Origin of the sequence: Nonomuraea sp. NPDC048916 (genome assembly GCF_040649575.1) — a bacterium.
In the GTDB taxonomy this organism is placed as follows: domain Bacteria; phylum Actinomycetota; class Actinomycetes; order Streptosporangiales; family Streptosporangiaceae; genus Nonomuraea.
This window is the reverse complement of record NZ_JBEZFS010000025.1, coordinates 45,053-65,504: the sequence shown is the minus strand read 5'-3', so window position 1 is coordinate 65,504 and position 20,452 is coordinate 45,053. Positions and strand designations below refer to the sequence as shown.

The following is a 20,452-nucleotide window of genomic DNA, read 5'->3' as shown; positions in this document are numbered from 1 at the left end:
GGGGTGGATGAGGCCGGGTATCCATGCCCGGCCCGGGTCCTCGTCGTGTCGCGGTGAGGGCGGGCGGTCGCCTCACCGGGTGTGGCGGTCGCGGGCCGTGACGTGCTCGCCGCTGGTGGCGGCGGCGTGGCCGGCGCCGCGGCCGTCGGCGCGGGCGACGATCCGGCCGCCCCGGACACGGACGGCGACCTCGGTGGCGTCGCCGACGGCGGGCACTCCGGCCGCGGCGGCGAGCGCGCCGGTGGGGTCGTGCACGACGCGCAGGCGTGGCCAGGCGTAGGGCGGGAAGGCCTGGCGCAGGCAGCCGCAGACCTCGGCGACGACGAGCCGGGCCAGGGGGGCGAGCTCGCCGGGGGCGCCGGTGACCAGGACGGCGGTGACGGCGGCGGCGGGTGGCGCGGCGCGCACGAGTTCCTCGGCCGCTTCGAGACGGTGCAGGCCGAGGACGGCGAGCACGCCGTCGTCCGTGAGGTCGGCGGGTGTGCCCCGGACCGCGTCGGTGGCCGGTGGCGGGGACCAGGGCTCGTCGGTGACGCGGGCGGGCGGCACCGCGGGGGTGGGGGGCCAGCCGCCGCCGAGGTCGAGGCCGGCCAGCTGCTCGCAGACGCTGACCACGTCGAACGGGTCGGTGAAGCCGGGCGCGGCGGCGGCCAGCTGGCTGACACCGTGCAGGGTGGTGAGGACGGCCTCGGCGAGGCGCACCAGGCGGCCGGGCGGGCGCAGCCGTTCCAGGGCGAGCCCGAGCAGGATGGCGTCGAGCTTCATCAGCTGGGCGTAGGCGACCCGGGTGCGGTGTTCGGCGAGGATTTCGGGCATCAGGTCCATGCCGAGCCGGGCGGCGCCGTGGTGCTCGTCGGTGGACAGGGGCAGGCGGGCGACCCAGGCGCGGGCGAACACGGCGAGCGCCTCGCGGGCGGTGCGGTCCTGGCCGGGGGGCGGCGGCTGGGGGGCGTGCTCGGCGAGGCCGGCCAGGACGGCGAAGTAGAGGGCGCGTTTGCCGGGGAAGTTGGAGTAGACGGCGCCTCGGGTGAGGCCGGCGCGGTCGGCGATGTCGTCGATCTTGGCGTCGCGGAAGCCGCGGTCGGCGAACTCGTCCCTGGCGGCGGCCAGCACCTTGGCGCGGTTGCGTTCCTGGGTCTGCGCTCTGGTGAGCCGGCCCATGGTCTCCCCTCCCCCGGTTCCGGCGGTTTGCCGTCCGCCCTCGCCCAAGATACCGTGACCATCCAGATGATGGGATCATCTGATGAGACCATCCGGATTGCGGGAGGAACCATGACGGGCGTCCCCGAGATCGACCTCACCGACGCCGAGGTGCTGCGCGACCCCTTCACCGCCTACGGCCGCGCCCGCGAGCAGGCGCCGCTCGCCCGGATCAGCGCCCCGGGATTCGGCCCCCTGTGGGCGCTGACCCGGCACGAGGGCGCCCGGGCCATGCTCGGCGACACCCGCTTCGAGCTCGACGCCACCAGCTACATGCGGCCCGACGTGCCCGACGACTGCCTGCCGTACATGCGGACCATGGGCGAGATGAACGGCCCCGAGCACGCCCGGCTGCGCAGGCTGGTCGCGCCCGCGTTCAGCGCCCGCCGCGCCGCGGAGTTCCGGCCGCGGATCGAGCCGATCGTCAGGCGGCTCCTCGACGGCCTGCCGGGCCACGCCGGGGACGGCTGGGTCGACCTGCTGGCCCACTTCGCCCGCCCGCTGCCCATCGACGTCATCTGCGAGCTGGTCGGCGTCCCCGAGACCGACCGGCCGCGCTGGCGCGGCTACGGCGCCACCGTCGCGATGGGAGCCGGGCCCGCGTTCGCCGAGGCCATCCCGGGCATCATGGACGCCGCCAAGCAGGCCATCGCACGGCGCCGTCGAGAGCCCGGCGACGACCTGCTCGGCGACCTGATCCGCGCCCAGGCCGAGGACGGCGACCGGCTCGGCGACGAGGAGATGGTCACCCTCGTGTGGCACCTGCTCATCGCCGGGCAGACCCCCGCCAACCTCATCGCCAACGCCGTGGACGAGCTGCTGCGCCGGCCCGGGCAGCTCGCCGCGCTGCGCGCGGATCCCGCCCTCATGCCGCGCGCGGTGGAGGAGCTGATCCGCTGGTGCGGCCCGACGCTGCTGGCGATCCCCCGCCACGCGCGCGAGGACACCGACCTGTACGGCACGCCGGTGCGCAAGGGCGAGACGGTGACCGTCGCCGTCGCGGCCGCCAACCGCGACCCGCGCGCCTTCCCCGACCCCGACCGGCTCGACCTCACCCGGCCCCCCGGCGGGCACCTCGGCTTCGCCCACGGGCCGCACTTCTGCCTCGGCGCCTCCCTGGCCCGCGTGCAGACCGAGGTCGCGCTCACCACGCTCCTGGAGCGCTTCCCCCGCCTGGCGCCCGCCGCGCCCGGGCAGGACCTGCGCGCCCCCGACCCGGGCACCTGGCGGCTGACGTCGCTGCCCGTCACCCTCTGACCCCCGAGGAGGCGTTTTCCGAGTGGCACGCATCGGCGAGCGCGGCGACCTGCTGCGATGCACGTTCTGCGGCAAGAGCCAGGAGCAGGTCCGCAGGCTCATCGCGGGGCCGGCCGGCATCTACATCTGCGACGAGTGCGTCGGGCTGTGCACCGAACTCCTGCACGAGGAGGAACCGGGCACCCCCGCCACCGCGAGCGAGCCGCCGGCGCCCCGCGAGATCCACGCCTTCCTCGACCAGTACGTGATCGGCCAGGACCACGCCAAACGGACACTCGCGGTCGCCGTCTACAACCACTACAAGCGCCTGCGCCTGGAAAACGGGAGACAGGCCGGGCAGCAGGAGCCGGTCGAGCTGGGCAAGTCCAACATCCTGCTGATCGGCCCGACCGGCTGCGGCAAGACCCACCTCGCCCAGACCCTGGCCAGGATGCTGGACGTGCCGTTCGCGATCGCCGACGCCACCGCGCTCACCGAGGCCGGCTACGTCGGCGAGGACGTCGAGAACATCCTGCTCAAACTCCTGCACGCCGCCGGCGGCGACGTCCGCAGGGCACAGACCGGCATCGTCTACATCGACGAGATCGACAAGATCACCCGCAGGAGCGAGAACCCGTCGATCACCCGCGACGTCTCCGGCGAGGGCGTCCAGCAGGCGCTGCTGAAGATCCTGGAGGGCACCATCGCCAACGTGCCCGCCCAGGGCGGCCGCAAGCACCCCCAGCAGGACCTCATCGCCATCGACACCCGCGACGTGCTGTTCATCGCCGGCGGCGCGTTCGCCGGCCTGGAACAGATCGCCGAACAGCGGATCGGCCGCGGGCGCGCCGGGTTCGGCGCCACGCCACGCCCCCCGGAGGAGGACCCCCTGGCGCAGGTCATGCCCGCCGACCTGATCAAGTTCGGGCTGATCCCGGAATTCGTCGGCCGCCTGCCGGTGGTCTCGACCTTCCAGCCGCTGGACCACGCGGCGCTGGCACGGATCCTCACCGAGCCGCGCAACGCCCCGATCAAGCAGTACCAGCGGCTGTTCGAGCTGGACGGGGTCGAGCTGGAGTTCACCGAGGACGCCCTCGGCGCGATCGCCGAGCAGGCGCTGCTGCGCCGCACCGGCGCCCGCGCGATCCGCGCGATCCTCGAAGAGGTGCTGCTCAACGTCATGTACGAGGTGCCAAGCCGCGACGACGTGGCCCGGGTCGTGGTCGACCGCGCCACCGTGCTCGGCAACGTCAACCCGACCCTCGTCCCGCGCGGCCGCCCCGAGGCCCGGCGGGAACCCCGCGACAGGTCGGCCTGACCAACGCGGGCCAGGGCGTCAGCGCGGTGGCAGCGTGGTGGCCAGGAACCCCTCCAGAGCCGCGGTCACCTCGGCGGGGCGTTCCAGCGGCGGCAGGTGACCGGTCCGCGGCAGGTCGAGGCGGCGGGCCCCCGCGATGCCGGCGGACAGCAGCCCGGACACCTCCTGGATGCCGGGCACGTCCGACAGGCCGTTGATCACCAGGGTGGGCGCGGTGACCTCGTGCAGCCGTCCGGCCGCCGGCGGGTCGAGCTGCCGTTCGGCGGCGGGCGGGCCGCTCCACTCGCGCCGGAACACCTCCCGGCACATCTCCACGGCGGCCTCCCACACCTCGTCGGACAGGTCGGCACGCCCCCGGCCGGGACCGGCCACCTGCCACAGGGTGTGGGCCCGGGCCATGGCCAGCGTGTCGGCGGGGTCGACCTGCCCGGCGGCGCCGCCGCGGTAGCGGGCCAGCCGGTCGGCGGGCACCGCGCCGTGGACGCGCTCGCGGGCCTGGGCCAGCATCTCCGGCGGCCACGCATGCCCGGACAGGCCGGAGCAGATCAGCACGAGCGCGGCCACCCGGTCCGGCGCGGCCAGCGCGGCCTCCACGGCGTAGGCGCCGCCCATCGAACAGCCCACCAGAGCGGCCCGCCGCACGCCGAGCGCGTCGAGCACCGCCAGCAGATCCTCGTGATGGCACACCCGCTCCCCGGGGTCGCCGGACTCGCCGTGGCCGCGCCAGTCGTAGCGGATCACCCGATGCCGCCGCGACAGCGCCTGGAACTGGTGCTCCCACATGCGCCGATCGGCCACCCCGGCGTGCGAGAACACCACCGCCACGTCGTCGTCAGGGCCCGCCTGGTCGTACGCGATCCGCAGATCGTCGATCATCGCCATGCGCGCACCGTACCGCCGCGTGATCATCGGGGCGCGGCCCGTTCGCCACGAGCACACCCGTTAATGCCGTTGCAGTCATATAACCCGTTCGGTATGTTGAGGGTATGCGCTTCGACGTGCTCGCAGAACCCGCGCGGCGGCGGATCCTCGACCTGCTGCTCGAACGCCCACGCCTCGTCGGCGAGCTCACCGAGCAACTCGGCCTGACCCAGCCCGGCACCTCCAAACACCTGCGCGTGCTACGCGAGGCCGGACTCGTCACCGTCCGCAAGGACGCCCAGCGCCGCTGGTACGAACTACGCCCGCAACCACTCGCCGAGATCGACGCCTGGCTCGCGCCCTACCGCCGGCTGTGGGCCGGCAGCTTCGACCGCCTGGAGCGACACCTCGACACCATGGAGGACGAACCCACATGAACGAGCAGCTCACCACGGCCCCCGACGGCCGCACCACCCTGCACATGGAACGCCGCCTGCCCCACCCCCCGGCAAAGGTCTGGCGAGCCCTCACCGAACCCGCGCACCTGGCCCAATGGTTCCCCGCCGAGATGCGGATCGACGGCGACCAGATCAGCTACGGATTCGGCCCCGACGGAAAGGTGACCGAACTGGACCCGCCACGGCTCCTCGCCCACACCTGGGGCGAAGACGAACTGCGCTGGGAGGTGCGGCCCGACGGCGACGGCAGCGTCCTCACCCTGGCCCACACCTTCGGCGACCGCTTCGGCGGAGCCAGCTTCGCCGCCGGCTGGCACACCTGCGTCCAGGCCCTCGCCAGACTGCTCGACGGCCTGCCCGCCACCGCCCCCGCCGACATGGGCCTCCTGCACGAGCACTACATCGCCATCCTCGGCCTGACCTCCGGCACCACCCAAGGCGACACCACACGCGTCGAACGCCAGCTCACCCGCCCCGCCGACCAGGTATGGCAGGCCCTCGACGGCGACCACGCCACCCCCGGCACCCCACCCCCCGCCCCGTTCACCATCCCCACCGTCCCCCCGGGCCCCGTCCACCGGGCAGAACCCGGCAAACTCCTCGAGTACGCCACAGCGGACGGCATGGTGCGATGGGAACTCGCCGAAGGCACCGGCCACGGCGCCCGCCTCATCCTCACCCACACCGGCGAGACCGCCGCCCTGCCCGCCTGGCGCGCCCACATCGAGAACCTGGCCACCACCCTCGCCCACTCCGACACGCCACCCGCCTAGCGACCACTCCCCGCGCCTCCCCGCCGGGCCGGACCCATCCGGAGACCCGGCCCGGCAACCTCACCACCACCGGACACACGCACGCCGGCCTCACCACTGCCGGACACACGCACGCCGGCCTCAGCGCGACACTCACGCACCCAGACCGAGGGCGGCCGCCGTGACCGCACGAGCCCGTGACGGCGCCAGCAGCAGATCCGCCGAATCCGACAACTGATCCACACTGCCCACCAACGGCAACCCCCTGACCCGCGGATCCGACACCGACTCCAGCAGCGCCCTGACGAACCGGTCACCCCCGATCACCTGGAACGGCCGATCGTGGAACCCACGCACCCGCTCATCCAGCCGCTCGGCCAGCGCCATCCGGTTCTGCATCGCCGCCACCCGCCCGTACGCCGCCGCCAGCCCCCTCTCACGATCCCGCCACGACCGGGCGGCCAGCGCCATCCCCAGCGACTCCCCCAGCTCCGCCGACCCCGGCAACCGGGCCAGCGCACTGCCCAGCCACTTCGCATACGGCGGATACCGGCGCCGCAGCAACAACGCCAGCCGCATCACCTCACGCACCAGCCGCGCCCCCACCACCGCCGACCCCGGCTCGTCACCCACCTCCCCGCACCGCCCCGGAAACGACTCCTCCTGCGCGATACGCCGCCACTGACACGCCAGCACATACCGCCACACATCATCCGGATACCAGCGCAACGCCGCCCGAACCGCCTCCAACCGCCCCAACCCATCGTGAAAGACCTCTCCCCCCGTCACCTCCGCCAGACACTGCCACGGCACCGACAACCAGTCGAGCAGCGAGATCCCCCCACCACCCGGATCGAACCCGAGCCGCCCCTCCAGCCACACCCCCAGATCGGCCACCTCGACACCCGGCCGCACCACACCGTGATAGTCGAACACCGTCGCGAAACCACGAAACCGCCCCGGCAACCCGGCCACCACCTTCGCCTCCACGGCCTCCACCGCGTCCGGCTCCGCGAACACCAGCACCCGCGGCCCCCAGTCATGGTCCGCCGAACGCCCGGTGTCGAACGCCAGCACCTCCGACCCCGGCCCGATCAACGCGGCACTGTGCGGCACACCCCCCACCAGCGGCGCCACCACCTCGGCATAGAAGGCTCGGGACAACTCAATACCAGGCACAAAATCGGACATCACACCGCCCACTGTGCCTGACGCCTTCCGCAACCTCACCCGAATTAATCCCACGAACGGTTCGCGAGAACCCCGAGCCGGAAACCACGACACCCCCGGCGAAACCCGCGACCTCACACCCACCCCCGCAAGACCGGGATACCGGCCTCAGCGCACCCGCGCGGCCAGCACCCGGACCCGCCGATACCCGATCCGCTCATACACCCCGATCGCCGCCGGATTGTCGTCGTCCACCATCAACGCCACCCGCCCATGCGCCGCCACCAGCTCACCCGACACCCACCGGCACACCCGCTCCGCCAGCCCCCGCCCCCGGAACGGCGCCGCCGTCGCCACCCCCGCCAGCAACCCCACCGAAGGCGCACTCCACGCGTCAGCCGCCACCGCCGCCAACCGCCCTTCCACCCGCAGCCCGGCCCACCGCCGCACCCCGGCCCCGCCCGGCACCGCGTACGACCCCGGCGCGGCCTCCGCCAGCAACGCGGCCACCTCCGCGTCGTCCTCCGGCACCAGCCACCCGACCTCACTCACACGCCCAGCACCCCCGGCGTCCGCACTCTCGGCACCCGCACCCCCGGCACCCCCAGCATCGGCACCAGCACCAGCACCAGCAACGCGGCCCTGCTCACCTCCACGGCCGGCACCACCGAAACCACCCCCGGATCCAGCCACACCGGCCCGCACGGACGGCCCACCAGACGGCCCACCAGACGGCCCACCGGACAGGCCCATCCACGAGAAGGCCCCCGCCACCTCCAACCCATCGACCTTGGCCGTCACCCCGGCCACCAGATCCGCCTCACCCAACGGCCGGAACGACGGCCCCACCTCCGCCAGCGCATGCCGCACCAACGCGGCCGCACTCGACCCCTCACCCCACACCGCCAGCCGATCACGCCGCGCCAACCCGGGCCCCGCGGCCACCACCGCCCCACCCAGCGCCCACGCCCGAGCCCCACCCGTCAGACCCCGCGCCACCCACATCAGCAGATCGTCATCACCACACGCCGCCCGCACCCGATCCGCCGAGGCCAGCTCACGAATCACAAAATCGCTCCCGGACGGTAGGCCGCGGCCTCCGGATACGCCGCCACGACCTCACCCACCCGCTGCGACACCGCCTCCACCTGATCGGCCGCCGCCCCCGTGAACGACACCCGGTCCGCCAGCAACCCCTCCAGCGCCGCCCGATCCAACGGGAACCGCTCATCACCCGCCAGCCGATCCAGCAACTCGTTCGCCGCACCACGCGACCGCATCGCCAGCGCCGCCGCCACCGCGTGCTCCTTGATCAGCTCATGCGCCTGCTCCCGGCCCACACCCGCCCGAACCGCCGCCATCAACATCTTCGTCGTCGCCAGGAACGGCAGATAACGGTCAAGCTCCGCCTCGATCACCGCCGGGAACGCCCCGAACTCGTCCAGCACCGTCAGCATCGTCTCCACCAGCCCATCGAAGGCGAAGAACGCATCCGGCAACGCCACCCGGCGCACCACCGAACACGACACATCCCCCTCGTTCCACTGGTCGCCCGCCAGCTCCCCCACCATCGAGGCGTAACCCCGCAACACCACCGCCAGCCCGTTGACCCGCTCACACGAGCGCGTGTTCATCTTGTGCGGCATCGCCGACGAACCGACCTGCCCCTCCTTGAACCCCTCCGTCACCAGCTCATGCCCCGCCATCAACCGGATCGTCTTGGCCAGCGACGACGGCGCCGCCGCCAGCTGCACCAGCGCCGACACCACCTCGAAGTCCAGCGACCGCGGATAGACCTGCCCCACACTCGTCAACCGCCGCTCGAACCCCAGATGCGCCGCCACCCGCCCCTCCAGCTCGGCCAGCTTCGCCCGATCGCCCCCCAGCAGGTCGAGCATGTCCTGCGCCGTCCCCACCGGCCCCTTGACGCCCCGCAACGGATAACGACCGAGCAGCTCCTCCAGCCGCCGGAACCCCACCAGCAGCTCATCGGCGGCCGACGCGAACCGCTTGCCCAGCGTCGTCGCCTGCGCCGCCACATTGTGCGAACGGCCCGCCACCACCGTCGCCTCGTGCTCCTCCGCCAGCGTCGCCAGCCGCGCCAGCAACGCCACCACCCGATCACGCACCAGCAGCAGGCTGTCACGCACCTGCAACTGCTCGACGTTCTCCGTCAGGTCACGCGAGGTCATCCCCTTGTGCACCTGCTCATGCCCCGCCAGCGCGTTGAACTCCTCGATCCGCGCCTTCACGTCATGCCGGGTCACCCGCTCCCGCGCCGCGATCGACGCCAGATCCACCCGCTCGACCACCTTCTCGTAGTCGGCCACCGCTCCCTCGGGCACCGCCACGCCCAGCTGCGCCTGCGCCCGCAACACCGCCAGCCACAACCGGCGCTCGGCCACCACCTTGTACTCGGGCGACCACAACCGGGTCAGCTCCGGCGAGGCATAACGGGCGGCCAGGACATCAGGGATACGCGGCTTGGAAGTCACGTCGGACAAGTCTATTCACACAGCTCCGGCCGCACAGCACCAGGCCATGCGGGGCGGAACCAGCCCCCACTCAGGACGTAGAGGCCGGCGCCTTCCCCCCGGCTCCACCGACCGCGCAACCCTTTCGCGTCGAGGCGGTGGTGTTGGGTTGGATCTCTGGGCGGTGACACGGCGCCAGCGCCTTTACAATGTAGATTTATAACGACAACGTCCGCGGCACGGGGTACGACATGGACCTGGCCGGCCCCGCTGCCGCCCGAGGCCCCGGATGTCGAAGGACACCGTGCCTGCGTATCGGACGAGACAGACCCCGCGGGCGCCTCCGGCTGCAATGGTGACAGCCCGGAAATGTCCTCGGGCGAGCATCCGAAGAGGAGAAAAGGCCATGCGAAAGGTTCTTCGATGGGCGGTGCTGCCGCTCGCCATGGCCGCGCTCGCGAGCGCGGCGCTGCCTGCGGCGGCGGCGACCACGACGGCGACCACGACGACCACGTACGAGATCGAGCTGATCTCGCTGACGTGCAACAAGAAGCAGACCACCGTCGGCAAGGACAGGCCCTACCTGAACATCGACGGGACGCGCGAGTTCGGCCCGGTCGAGATGGGCAAGGGCGACACGGAGTCTCTGGTGGGGAGGACGCACCAGTTCAGCGGCACCAGCGCCGTCATGGAGCTGTTCGAGGAAGACAGCGGCGTGGACGACTTCCTCGGCAGCGTCATCGTCAACGACACCGAGTCCGGCGCGGGTGTCCAGATCGACGAGTTCGACCACCTGAACGGCGCCAAGTACACCATCGTGTACGAGGTCAACCCGGCCTGACGGTCCCGGCATCGGTCATCAGGGTTCGAGGACGCTCCGACTCCCCCGCGAGTCGGAGCGTCTTCGGCATTCCCCACCCGATTTCTGGCGACTTATGAGGACAATTGCCTTCTCGTAACTCGGGCGGATAATTATCATCGGGGCCGCCGCACGAGATCGTGCCGACGGGGGACGCCGGATGAACGAGTTGCGCGTACGGGTGCTGGGGATGTGCTCGATCACCAAGGGAGACGGCCATGCCGTCCCCATCAGGTCGGCCAAGGCGCGGGCGCTGCTGTGCTACCTGATGATCGAGGGCAGGCCGTACACCAGGTCGGCCCTGGCCGGTCTGCTGTGGGGTGAGCGGGCGGAGACGAACGCGCGCGGGAGCCTGCGGCTCGCCCTGATGGAGCTGCGCCGGACCGTGGGAGACCACCTGACCATCGCCCCGTCCCAGGTCGCCTTCGATCGCGGCCGTCCGTACTCCCTCGACTGGGAGGACCTGGTCGCGGACGGCTCGGTGCCGGAGGACTACCGGGGCGGCCTCCTCGACGACCTGGCGATTCCCGACGCCCCGCGGTTCGACGACTGGGTGGCCGAGCGTCGCCGGCAGGCCGGCCAGGCGGCGGCGCTGGCGCTGCGCGAGCGGGCATGCGCGGCGCGCCGGCAGCGTGACCATGAGGGCGCGGCACGGGTGGCACGGCGCCTGCTCGAGATCGACCCGCTCGACGAGGGCGCCCACCGGATGGTCATCGAGGCCCTGGCGGCGGCGGGAGACCGTGCGGGCGCGCTCACCCACTACGAGACGTGCCGCCGCGTGCTGGACCAGGAGCTCGGCATCCCACCGGACGCGAGCACCGAGGCGCTGCGCCGTCGGATCGTGGCCGCGCCGGGGAGCGTGGCGACAGGAGAGGTGGCGGCAGGAGGCGTGGCGGGAGCGGCCCTGGTCGGTGCCGCCGCGCCGGAAGGGGCGGTGGCGGCAGGGGGCGTCACGGACACGGGCGTGGCGCGGCGGCTCCCCTGCCCGCTGACCGGACTGGTCGGCAGAGACAGCGAGGTCGAGCAGGTGGCGGCGCGGCTGCGTGATCATCACGTCCGCCTGCTGACGCTGACCGGTCCCGGAGGCGTCGGCAAGACCAGGCTGGCCATCGCCACCGGCGAGCGCTTCGACGGCGACGTACTGTTCGTCTCGTTCGCCGGGGTCTGCCCGCCCAACGGCCACGGCCAGGCCACCGCGACGGGGGAACTCGTGACCGAGGCGGACGCCGTGGTGCTGACGCTGGCCCAGGCGATCGGCGTCGACCTGACTCCCCCGAGGCCCGCGCGCGACCTGCTGCTCGCCGCCGTACGCGACCGGCGCACGCTGCTCATCCTGGACAACCTCGAGCATCTGCCCGCCATGGCCGGCCTCGCCGAGGCGATCCTGTCGGCGGCGCCCGGCGTGCGGATCCTGGCCACCTCGCGGCGCAGGCTGGGCAGCTGCGCGGAACACGTGCACGAGGTGCCGGTCCTGCCGGACGTCTCCGCGCGGGCTCTGTTCGTGGAACTGGCCCGCAGGCTCGATCCGCACTTCGACGCCGACCCGCGCGCGCTGGCCCGGATCTGCTCGGCCGTCGGCGGGCTCCCCCTGGCGGTCGAGCTGGCCGCGTCCCTGACGCGCGCGTTGACGTGCGATGAGATCGCCGACCGGCTGGCGGCCACCGGCGATCCGGGCGGGCGGTCTTCGCCCGTGGTCCTGCTCGAGCATCCGGCCCCCGCGACGAACAGGCACGCGAGCATGCGGCAGGTCTTCGACGCCTCCTGGCGGCTTCTCACCGTGCCGGAGCAGCGGGCCCTGACCTGCGTGTCGGTCTTCGCCGGCGGGTTCACGCTCGCGGCCGCGCTGGAGGTCGCCGCCACCGGCGCCGTGGTCATCGCCAGGCTCGCCGACCACTCCCTCGTACGCCGCGACCGCGACGGGCGCTACCGCGTGCACGAACTCGTCCGGCAGTGCGCGGTCGCCCGGCTCTCCGACGACACCCCGCGAGCCCGGCACGCCGCCTGGTACGCGCGGTTCCTCGGCGAGCGGGCGGCTCGGCTGCGCGACCACGCCGACGAGGCCGTGCTCGACGAGGTCGACCCGGACATGGACAACATCCGGCTCGCCTGGCGTCACATCGGCCCCGGCCGGGCGGCGTTCGCGGAGAACCACTGGACGCTCTGCCTGCGCAGGCACTACTACGCCGAAGCGCTGTCGATCGCCGCCGACATGATCGCGAGCAGGCGGGCCGCGGATACGGACGAAGGGCGGGCGGAGCTGGCGCGGTGGCACCGCCTGGCGGGGATCGCGCACTTCCAGTTCGAGCGGGGCGGCGAGAGCCTGGCGGCCCTGACCGACGCGCTGGCCGTGGCCGACCGGCCGCTGCCCGCGACCCGGCTCGGCATGCTCGGGACCCTGGCCGGGACGGTGCTCCGCCAGTCGGCCCGCCGCCTGACGCCGCTGACCGGAGCGGCCAGGAGCGCGCCCGAACGCGCGCTGGCCGCCGAAGCCGCGCGCACGCTGTCGATGCTCGGCGAACTCGGCTACCACCGGCAGGACCAGACCGGCCTGCTGCTCGCCGTCCTGCGTCACCTGGACGCGGCGGAGCGGTCGGGCGGGGTCGCCGAACGCGCGGAGGCGTACGCGAACGTCGCGGTCGTGGCCGCTCTCGCCGGGTTCGGGACGGTGTCACGCCACTATGGCCGCCAGGCCGACGAGGCCGTCGCCGCGGTGCCCGACCCGGTCACGGTCTCACGTGCCCGCCTGGCCCGGGGGCTGCTTCTCGCCGCGGAGGGCCGGTTCGGCGCGGCTCGGGAGACCCTGACGTCGGCTCGCCGCCATCCGGCCGATCGGCGCCTCGCCGAGCACTGCCAGGGACTGCTCGCCGAACTGGAGGTCCAGCGCGGTCGCTACGCGGCCGCCGCCCCGCTGCTGGCGGCGGTGGCCGGGATCTCCGTGGCGCGGATGGGCGACGAGCTGTCCGGTTACTGGTGCCTGACCGGCCAGGCGGAGGCGATGCTGCGGCTGGCCGACGTCGAGCCCGCCGAGGCCGCTCAGGCGCTGAAGGCCGCCCGCGTGGCGACGTCGGCCCTCCCCCGGCTCGACGAGAACCACTTCGCCCGCGCCGGCGGGAAGATCCAGACGATCCAGCGGCTGCGCCTTGGCACGCTCCAGGCCCAGCTCTGCCTGCTGGACGGTGACGTGACCACCGCGCGGCGGGTCGTGATCGACGCGCTGCGCGTCGCGGACCGGCCGGACATGCCGCTGCGGGGAACCCTGGAGGCGTGGGCGGGGCTGGCGGAGGTGCTGCGGGCGCTGCGGATGACCGACCCGGCCATCCCCCGGCTGCTGCGCCACATGGGCGAGCTGGCCAGGCGGACCCCGTCGGCCGCCCCCCGGATGGGCTGGGCGGCGGCACTCCTGCTCGACCTCACCGGCCGGGCGCCGGCGGCCCGGCGCGCCGCCACCCGGGCCCTCGCCGCCGCCCGCCGGCTCGGGATCGCCTTCGACGAGGCCCGATCGTACGAAGCGCTGGGTGAGGCCGAGCACGCCCGGCGGCTGCACGCCGCGCTGGGCACCGCCCCCCTTGCCGCGCCACTCACCGCGCCACTCACCGCGCCCCTGAACGCGTCCCCTCCCGTGCCCCTCACCCGGCGGCGCTGAACTCCGGCGGGAAGGAGGCCCGTCCGGCGCGTCGCCGCAGGGCGGCCAGATCGCGGACGACGATCTCCCGGCGGCCGGTCTCTATCCAGCCCCGGTCGCGCAGGGTACGCAGCGCCCGGGCGGTGGCGATCCTGGACGAACCGGTCCAACCGGCCAGCTCCTGCTGGGACAGCGGAAGGCTGATCCGCAGGCCCGCCGGGCAGTCGTCACCGAACCGGTCCGCGAGCTCGACCAGCCGTTTGGTCACCCGGCCGAGCGTGTCGAGGGAGCCGAACTCGGCCAGCTTGTCCTCGGCCTCCCGTACCTGCCTGCCGAGCAGCCGCAGCAGCGCCACCACCACGGCGGGACTGTCGCGCAGGAGCCCGGCGAACGCGGAGGACGGCAGGGACAGCCCCGCCACCGGCTCGAGCGCGGTCGCCGACATGGCGCGCTCCCGCTCGCCCAGCACCGACAGCCCGCCGAGCACCTCCCCCGGACCGAGCATCCACAGCACCGTCTCGTTGCCCACCGCGGTCGAACAGGTGACTTTCACCCGGCCCGCCCGTATCAGCAGCATCCAGTCCGAACGGTCCCCCTCCCGGAACAGAACCGCCCCCGCCGGCCAGCGACGCACCCGTCCCCGCAGGTCCGCCAGCCCTTCTTCCCACCGTTCCACGGTCACCTCCATCGCGTGGGCCGAGTATGGCGGCCGTGCCGTCAGCGCGCCGTTTGCCCGGCGTTAGCGGAGCACGCCGACCGGCGCGCCCTGGGGCGTTGGCTCTCAAGCCGACAGCTGTTCGTAGCCCGCCACACATTCCAACGTCGCGGGATCTGGCACGGCGCGCAGCGGAGAAGTCTGCAATGAGGGCGAAGGCCCAGAGATGGCGCGCCTTCCGCTTACGGTCACAGCTCATCGCCGTCAAGCGAACCGGCTTGTCATGGTCGTATCTGCCCATGTGCCAACATGACTGGTCAGTCGCGCCCCAGCACCGCAGGCGCGAAGCCCCGGGCATCGGTCATTCAGATCACGTCGAAGTCCGCCATCATCGCCATGTCCTCGTGTTCGAGGTTGTGGCAGTGGATCATGTAGCGTCCCCGGTAACCGTCGAACCGGGCCAGGACGTCGACGACCTCGTACGGTCGCACGTCCACGGTGTCCTTCCAGCCGGCGTCGGTGAGGGCGGGCGGCCTGCCGTTACGGGAGAGCACGTGGAAACGGGCCAGGTGCACGTGCACCGGATGGTGGAAGTCGCTGGTGAATCGCCAGATCTCGGTGCTGCCCAGGTGAGGAGTGGCCAGGGCCCGGCCGGGGCGGTAGCGCTGCCCGTTGATCGTCCAGGAAGCACCACCGCCCTGGCCGGTGCGGCGGAAATCGAAAGTACGGGTGGCGACGGCGGGCGCTACGGGTTCGACCGCGGACAGCCGCTTCGGGGTCGCGGAGTCGTCCTTGGCCTTCCGGGTGACGCGGAACCGCATCACCTCACCGCCCAGCCTGTCGGTCATGGTCACGTCGGTGCCGACGGGGTAGGCGGAGAAGTCCACGATCACGTCGAAGCGTTCGCCCGGCGCGATGGTGATCGCGTCGTGGGCCACGGGGGCGGTGAGCAGCCCCTGGTCGCTGCCGACCTGGATGAAATGCCCGCCCGGCGTCAGCGCCAGCCGGTAGCGGCGGGCGTTGGAGGCGTTGAGCAGCCGCAGCCGGTAGCGGACCGCGTCGACCTCGAGAATGGGCCAAGGGGCGCCGTTGACCAGGATGACGTCGCCCTCGACGCCCTCCATGTAGGCGTCCTGCACGCCTGGGCGGATGAGCAGGCTGGGGTCCAGCGACGGGAAGCGGAAGGAGCCGTCCTCCTCGAAGGCCCGGTCGCAGATCATCAGGGGGATGTCCCGCTCGCCCTTGGGCAGCGGCAGCGCGTCGTCCTCGTCGTCGCGGACGATCAGGAAGCCGGCCAGGCCACGCCAGACCTGCGGTCCGGTGAAGTCCATGCGGTGATCGTGGTACCAGAGCGTGGCCGCCCGCTGCTCCAGCGGGTAGACGTAGTCCTTGGCCCCTTGGTGGACGGTCCACGACATGTGGTGGGAGTGGTCGCCGTGCGGCGGCCGGAAGCCCTGGCCCGGTGCGACGACCAGGTCTGTGGGGTAGCCGTCGGAGTCCGGCGGTGTGACGCCGCCGTGCAGGTGAGTCGAGGTGGGCACGGGCAGCTCGTTGCGGACCCGGAGGATGGTGCGGCTGCCGCGCCGCAGGTCGAAGGTCGGGCCCGGGAACATGCCGTCGTATCCCCAGACCTCGGTCGTCGTGCCGGGGATGATCTCCATCTTGGAGGCGCGCTGGACCACCTCGTAGTGGCCGGGCCGTACCGGGACCGCGGTCTTGGGGATCGGCAGCGGCACGGTGAACTTCGGGGGCAACGGCAGCGCACTCGTCAGAGCCTCGCCGGAAACCTCGGTGCCGCATCCGGCGATCGCGAGCCCGGCTCCGCCCAGCAGGCCGAGGAAGCCGCGACGGGAGATCATCGCGTCACCCGCCAGATCAGGACCGTCAGCACGGCCGTGGCGCCGAAGATCGCCATGCCGAGCGGGAAGTGCACCGCCAGGACCCGATCCTGCCCGACCATGATCTGGAGCGTCTCGGCGGCCACGAGCGCGGCGGCGGCCCAGACGGGCCAGATCGGTCCCCGAGCCGGGCGCCACAGCAGGATCGAGGACAGCAACTGGAGGTAGAGCATGCTGTGGGTGAATCCGCCGTTGTTGCGATGCCAGGTGAGCAGGTCCACGTCGCCGGTGACGAACAACCCGGCCAGCAGCGCCTGCGCGAGCACCCCGAGCAGGTGCAGCACGGCGCTCGACCGCAACGCCCAGACAATCCAAGTCCTCATGGACGCCATGCTGATGAACCCGAGCCGGAAAATCGTCACGCTGGAGGCGGCGCATCGCCGTACATCCCGGGATGTACGGCGCGACCCGATCGAGCGCGTCTACGACCGGGGACGTAGTCGCTTAACCCTCCCCGCGCGGGTCGGCCCGGCCCTGCCCGGTGTCCTACCGTGACAGGGTGCAGGACAGGGTGAAGGACAGAGTGAAGGCCAGAGTGAAGGCCAGAGTGAGGCTCCGGAAGACCGACACGTTGATCGCGGTGGCAGTGCTGACGCTCGGCGTCGTCGGCACCTATGGCCGGTTGTCCGACTCCGGTCTCACGGAGCGGCCGCTGGACGCCTTCGGCCTCACGCTGATCACGGTGGCGTCGCTGGCGCTCGCCTGGCGACGGATCGCTCCCATACCTGTCGGGATGATCGCGGTGGGTTGCGGCATCGCTTACTACGGCGCGCTGTATCCGGGGATCTTCGCGGCCGCGCCCGCGCTGATCGCGACCTACACCGCGGCGACCCTGGGCAGGCGGAACCTGGCGGTCGCTCTGGCGGTGACGCTGGCCGTGGGCGTCGGCGTCCTCGTCGCGCTGTCCGACACCGATCCGGAGCCCGGCGGCCTCAGTCTCCTCAGCGGCTGGCTGGTGGCGGCGGTGGTGTTCGGCGAGGTGACCAGGAACCGCCGCGCCTACCTGAACGAGGTCGAGCAGCGGGCGATCGAGGCCGAGCGGACCAGGGAGGAGGCGGCCCTGCGCCGGGCCGGCGAGGAACGGCTGTGGATCGCCCAGGAGCTCCACGACACGCTCACCCACGCCATCTCGGTCATCAACGTGCAGACTTCGGTCGCCTTGCAGTTGCTGGAACGCGACCCCGGGCTGGCCCGCACGGCGCTGCGGGCCGTCAAGGAGTCGGGCCACGAGGCGATGCACGAGCTGCGCGCCACGCTCGGTGTGCTGCGCCAGGCCGAGCTCGACGGGCAGGAGGCCGGACTGGCCCGGCTGCCCCGGTTGGTGGAGCGGGCGGAGGCGGCGGGGCTGCCGGTGAAGATGGTCGTGATCGGTGATCGTCGCGAGCTGCCGCCGGAGGTCGACCGGGCCGCCTACCGCATCGCGCAGGAGGCGTTCACCAACGTGTTGCGGCACGCCGGGCCGGCTTCCATCACACTGACCATCGCATACGCTCCTGAGATGATCACGTTGCGGGTCGAGGACGACGGGAACAACGACGCGGGCACGGCGGAGCACGGCATGGGGCTGATCGGGATGCGCGAACGGGCCGTGGCCGTGGGCGGTTCCCTCGTCACCGGGCCGCGGCCGGAGGGCGGCTTCGCCGTACAGACCGAGCTGCCGGTGGGGACGCTCACGTGATCCGCGTGCTGCTGGCCGACGACCAGCCCCTGATCCGCGCCGGCTTCAAGGCTCTGCTGGAGCTGGCCGAGGACATCACCGTCGTCGGCGAAGCGGGCAACGGCGGCGAGGCCGTCGAGCTTTGCCGGCTGCTGCGGCCGGACGTGGCGTTGCTCGACGTCAGGATGCCGCTGCTCGACGGAATCCAGGCCACCAGGAGGATCGGGGCCGACGCCGAGCTCGACACGGTGCGCGTGGTGATCCTCACCAACTACGCCCTCGACGAGTACGTCTTCGCCGCGCTGCGGGCCGGGGCGAGCGGCTTCCTGGTCAAGGACATCGAGCCGGCGCACCTGCTCGAGTCGGTGCGCGTCGCCGCCCGTGGCGAGGCGCTGCTGTCCCCGTCGGTCACCCGGCGGTTGATCGAGGAGTACGTCTCCACCCCGCCCAGGCCGGTGCCCGGCCCCGGGCTGGAGCGGCTCACCGACCGCGAGCGCGAGGTGCTCTCCCTGGTCGCGACCGGCATGTCCAACGATGAGATCGCCGTCCACCTGACCATCAGCCATGCCACCGCCAAGACTCATGTCAGCCGGATCATGGCCAAGCTCGGGGCCCGCGACCGTGCTCAGCTGGTGGTCCATGCCTACGAATCCGGACTGGTCACACCCGGAAGCCGTTAGGGCGTCCGTGTCAACGGACCCGCCGACGCGACCGCCCAGCAAGTGATCGACGCCTCCGTACGCGCCCGGCGCTCCCGCCTGATCGCCGGCACCATCACCGACGGCTAACTCCGGGGACTGGTCCTGGAGTCGAGCCAGGCGTCGATCAGCTCCGTGAAGTCCTCACCCGTGTGCTGGTTGACCCAGGTGGTGAAGGACGCCCGGTCCTGGCCGGTGTTGCGGTGCTCCTGAACCCAGGCGCGGGTCATGGCGAAGAACCTCTTGTCGCCGATGCGCTTCCTGATTTCGTGCAGCATCAGGGCGGGGCCGTAGTAGACGTTGCTGCCCGCGAACCAGTCCCGTCGGTAGTCGCCCGGCGGGCCCATCTGCTCGCGCACCTCCTTCTCGCGCTCGCGCAGGTCGGCCATGTGGTCGTTCATCGAGCCGGGGTTGTGGTCGGCGGTCCACTGGATCTGGAAGTACATGGCGAAGCCCTCGTTCAGCCACACGTCTTGCCAGGTCCGGGGGCCGACGCTGTTGCCGAACCAGTGGTGCGCGAGTTCGTGCAGCACCACTTCGGCGCGCAGGTACCGGCCCCCGAGAGTGATCATCTGCTGGGTCTCCATGCCGGACCCGCTGGTGGCCACCAGCCCGGCACTGGGGAACGGGTAGGGCCCGGCCTTCTTCTCCATCCAGCGCAGCATCTCCGGCATCCGGCGCACCACGGGCAGGGCCCAGCCGTCCTCCCGGCGTACCCAATAGGTGATCGGGATGCCGCGCGGGCCCTTCGCCCGGTGCATCCGGTATCTGTCGGCGGTGAACAGTGTCAGGTAGCTGGCGACCGGGTCGGCCGACTCCCAGCGGTAGGTGACCGTGCGCCCCTTCTCGCTCCTGCCCCGGTACGTGCCGTGCGCGACGCCCGCCCAGCCCTTGGGCACGGTGATGGCGACGTCGTAGAGTGCCTCGTCCGACGGGTGGTCGTTCACCGGAAACCAGGTGAACGCGCCGAAGGGCTCCTGCAACGCCCACGCCGACCCGTCGGCGGCCGAGCGCAGGCCGAGCAGCGCGAGGTCGGAGCGCCGTTGCCCGGACCTGTGCGGTTTCGGCACACCGTGGTAGCGGACCACGACCCGGGCGCCCTGATCGGCGGAGAGCGGGGCGGGCAGCGGGATCGTCAGGTCGTCGAGCCTGTGCTTGGGCTTGACGGGCCTGCCGCCGACGGTCACCTCGTCGATCTTCAGGGCGCGGCCGAAGTCAAGCCTGATCTCGCTGATCGGTTCCATGGCCCGGAGCGTGAGCGTGGCGGTCCCGGTCAGGCTCCGCCTGGCCGGCCGCCAGGCCAGCGTCAAGCCGTAGTGGAGCACGTCGATCGACGGGTTGCCGTATGCGGGGAAGACCGGATCCCGGACCGGTTGCGAGCGGCCCTTCGCATAGGGGGCCAGATTCACGGGCGGGTCGGACGTGAGGGGGGTGGTGGCCGCCGAAGCGACGCCGCTGCCGGTGGCGGCGAGCGCCGCGACCAGGACAAGTAATGAGAACCTCCGCATCCGCGACATCATAGGGATCTTCGTCGAGCTCGGGCGGAAAAGGCGGATAACGGTAGACCAGCGGCGTGCGGGGCGGCCTCGGCGCC

18 protein-coding genes are annotated in these 20,452 nt (G+C 72.4%); 8 read left to right on the top strand and 10 right to left on the bottom strand.

Annotation, left to right across the window (positions count from 1 at the left end; all coding sequences use genetic code 11):
• Positions 1–72: 72 nt before the first annotated feature.
• Positions 73–1,161 carry a TetR/AcrR family transcriptional regulator gene (locus AB0C16_RS26130; RefSeq protein ID WP_357686566.1) on the bottom strand — a complete coding sequence of 363 codons (1,089 nt, stop codon included), beginning with the start codon at positions 1,159–1,161 and terminating at the stop codon, positions 73–75.
• A gap of 111 nt (positions 1,162–1,272) precedes the next feature.
• On the opposite strand from AB0C16_RS26130, the gene AB0C16_RS26125 reads away from it, so the two are divergent.
• Both AB0C16_RS26125 and clpX read left to right on the top strand, forming a co-directional pair.
• Complete coding sequence (locus AB0C16_RS26125) at positions 1,273–2,457, top strand: cytochrome P450 (protein ID WP_357686565.1); 1,185 nt, start codon at positions 1,273–1,275, stop codon at positions 2,455–2,457.
• Positions 2,458–2,479: 22 nt separating this feature from the next.
• The gene (clpX, locus tag AB0C16_RS26120; protein WP_357686564.1) at positions 2,480–3,754 is read left to right on the top strand and encodes an ATP-dependent Clp protease ATP-binding subunit ClpX; all 1,275 of its coding nucleotides are present in this window, start codon (positions 2,480–2,482) and stop codon (positions 3,752–3,754) included.
• 18 nt (positions 3,755–3,772) lie between these two features.
• On the opposite strand, the gene AB0C16_RS26115 is transcribed toward clpX, so the two are convergent.
• Positions 3,773–4,636: an alpha/beta fold hydrolase gene (locus AB0C16_RS26115; protein ID WP_357686563.1), complete on the bottom strand. Its 864-nt coding sequence runs from the start codon at positions 4,634–4,636 to the stop codon at positions 3,773–3,775.
• Positions 4,637–4,740: 104 nt separating this feature from the next.
• Between AB0C16_RS26115 and AB0C16_RS26110 the strand changes: the two genes are divergently transcribed.
• Together AB0C16_RS26110 and AB0C16_RS26105 are read left to right on the top strand one after the other, a co-directional pair.
• Positions 4,741–5,052: a metalloregulator ArsR/SmtB family transcription factor gene (locus AB0C16_RS26110; protein WP_357686561.1), complete on the top strand. Its 312-nt coding sequence runs from the start codon at positions 4,741–4,743 to the stop codon at positions 5,050–5,052.
• Positions 5,049–5,846 (top strand): SRPBCC family protein, encoded by a 798-nt coding sequence (locus AB0C16_RS26105; RefSeq protein WP_357686560.1) that lies wholly within the window; start codon positions 5,049–5,051, stop codon positions 5,844–5,846. Before AB0C16_RS26110 ends, AB0C16_RS26105 begins: the two co-directional genes overlap by 4 nt.
• A gap of 132 nt (positions 5,847–5,978) precedes the next feature.
• Here the strand turns inward: AB0C16_RS26105 and AB0C16_RS26100 are convergent, their stop codons facing one another.
• The 4 genes from AB0C16_RS26100 to purB form a co-directional block, all read right to left on the bottom strand.
• On the bottom strand, positions 5,979–7,028 hold the full coding sequence (locus tag AB0C16_RS26100) for a DUF4037 domain-containing protein (RefSeq protein ID WP_357686558.1): 1,050 nt from the start codon (positions 7,026–7,028) through the stop codon (positions 5,979–5,981).
• Positions 7,029–7,163: 135 nt separating this feature from the next.
• Positions 7,164–7,547 carry a GNAT family N-acetyltransferase gene (locus tag AB0C16_RS26095; RefSeq protein WP_357686556.1) on the bottom strand — a complete coding sequence of 128 codons (384 nt, stop codon included), beginning with the start codon at positions 7,545–7,547 and terminating at the stop codon, positions 7,164–7,166.
• Positions 7,544–7,735, bottom strand: coding sequence for a hypothetical protein (locus AB0C16_RS26090; protein WP_357686554.1), 192 nt, complete (start codon positions 7,733–7,735; stop codon positions 7,544–7,546). The genes AB0C16_RS26095 and AB0C16_RS26090 overlap by 4 nt, the downstream gene beginning before the upstream one ends.
• Before the next feature lie 324 nt (positions 7,736–8,059).
• Positions 8,060–9,490: an adenylosuccinate lyase gene (gene purB / locus AB0C16_RS26085; protein ID WP_357686553.1), complete on the bottom strand. Its 1,431-nt coding sequence runs from the start codon at positions 9,488–9,490 to the stop codon at positions 8,060–8,062.
• A gap of 385 nt (positions 9,491–9,875) precedes the next feature.
• Between purB and AB0C16_RS26080 the strand changes: the two genes are divergently transcribed.
• Together AB0C16_RS26080 and AB0C16_RS26075 are read left to right on the top strand one after the other, a co-directional pair.
• Positions 9,876–10,310, top strand: coding sequence for a hypothetical protein (locus tag AB0C16_RS26080; RefSeq protein WP_357686552.1), 435 nt, complete (start codon positions 9,876–9,878; stop codon positions 10,308–10,310).
• A gap of 178 nt (positions 10,311–10,488) precedes the next feature.
• Entirely contained in the window at positions 10,489–13,971 is a 3,483-nt protein-coding gene (locus AB0C16_RS26075) for a BTAD domain-containing putative transcriptional regulator (protein ID WP_357686550.1), read from the top strand.
• Here the strand turns inward: AB0C16_RS26075 and AB0C16_RS26070 are convergent.
• From AB0C16_RS26070 to AB0C16_RS26060, 3 genes are all read right to left on the bottom strand, one after another.
• The gene (locus tag AB0C16_RS26070; RefSeq protein WP_357686549.1) at positions 13,955–14,626 is read right to left on the bottom strand and encodes a Crp/Fnr family transcriptional regulator; all 672 of its coding nucleotides are present in this window, start codon (positions 14,624–14,626) and stop codon (positions 13,955–13,957) included. The two genes, AB0C16_RS26075 and AB0C16_RS26070, sit on opposite strands and share 17 nt — an antisense overlap.
• 344 nt (positions 14,627–14,970) lie before the next feature.
• Positions 14,971–16,464: a multicopper oxidase family protein gene (locus AB0C16_RS26065; RefSeq protein WP_357686547.1), complete on the bottom strand. Its 1,494-nt coding sequence runs from the start codon at positions 16,462–16,464 to the stop codon at positions 14,971–14,973.
• The gene (locus AB0C16_RS26060; protein ID WP_357686546.1) at positions 16,461–16,826 is read right to left on the bottom strand and encodes a hypothetical protein; all 366 of its coding nucleotides are present in this window, start codon (positions 16,824–16,826) and stop codon (positions 16,461–16,463) included. The genes AB0C16_RS26065 and AB0C16_RS26060 overlap by 4 nt, the downstream gene beginning before the upstream one ends.
• A 176-nt stretch (positions 16,827–17,002) precedes the next feature.
• On the opposite strand from AB0C16_RS26060, the gene AB0C16_RS26055 reads away from it, so the two are divergent.
• Positions 17,003–18,181 (top strand): histidine kinase, encoded by a 1,179-nt coding sequence (locus AB0C16_RS26055; RefSeq protein WP_357686545.1) that lies wholly within the window; start codon positions 17,003–17,005, stop codon positions 18,179–18,181.
• On the top strand, positions 18,178–18,840 hold the full coding sequence (locus AB0C16_RS26050) for a response regulator transcription factor (protein ID WP_357686543.1): 663 nt from the start codon (positions 18,178–18,180) through the stop codon (positions 18,838–18,840). The genes AB0C16_RS26055 and AB0C16_RS26050 overlap by 4 nt, the downstream gene beginning before the upstream one ends.
• A gap of 104 nt (positions 18,841–18,944) precedes the next feature.
• Here the strand turns inward: AB0C16_RS26050 and AB0C16_RS26045 are convergent, their stop codons facing one another.
• Positions 18,945–20,366 carry a M1 family metallopeptidase gene (locus AB0C16_RS26045; protein WP_357686542.1) on the bottom strand — a complete coding sequence of 474 codons (1,422 nt, stop codon included), beginning with the start codon at positions 20,364–20,366 and terminating at the stop codon, positions 18,945–18,947.
• Positions 20,367–20,452: the final 86 nt, after the last annotated feature.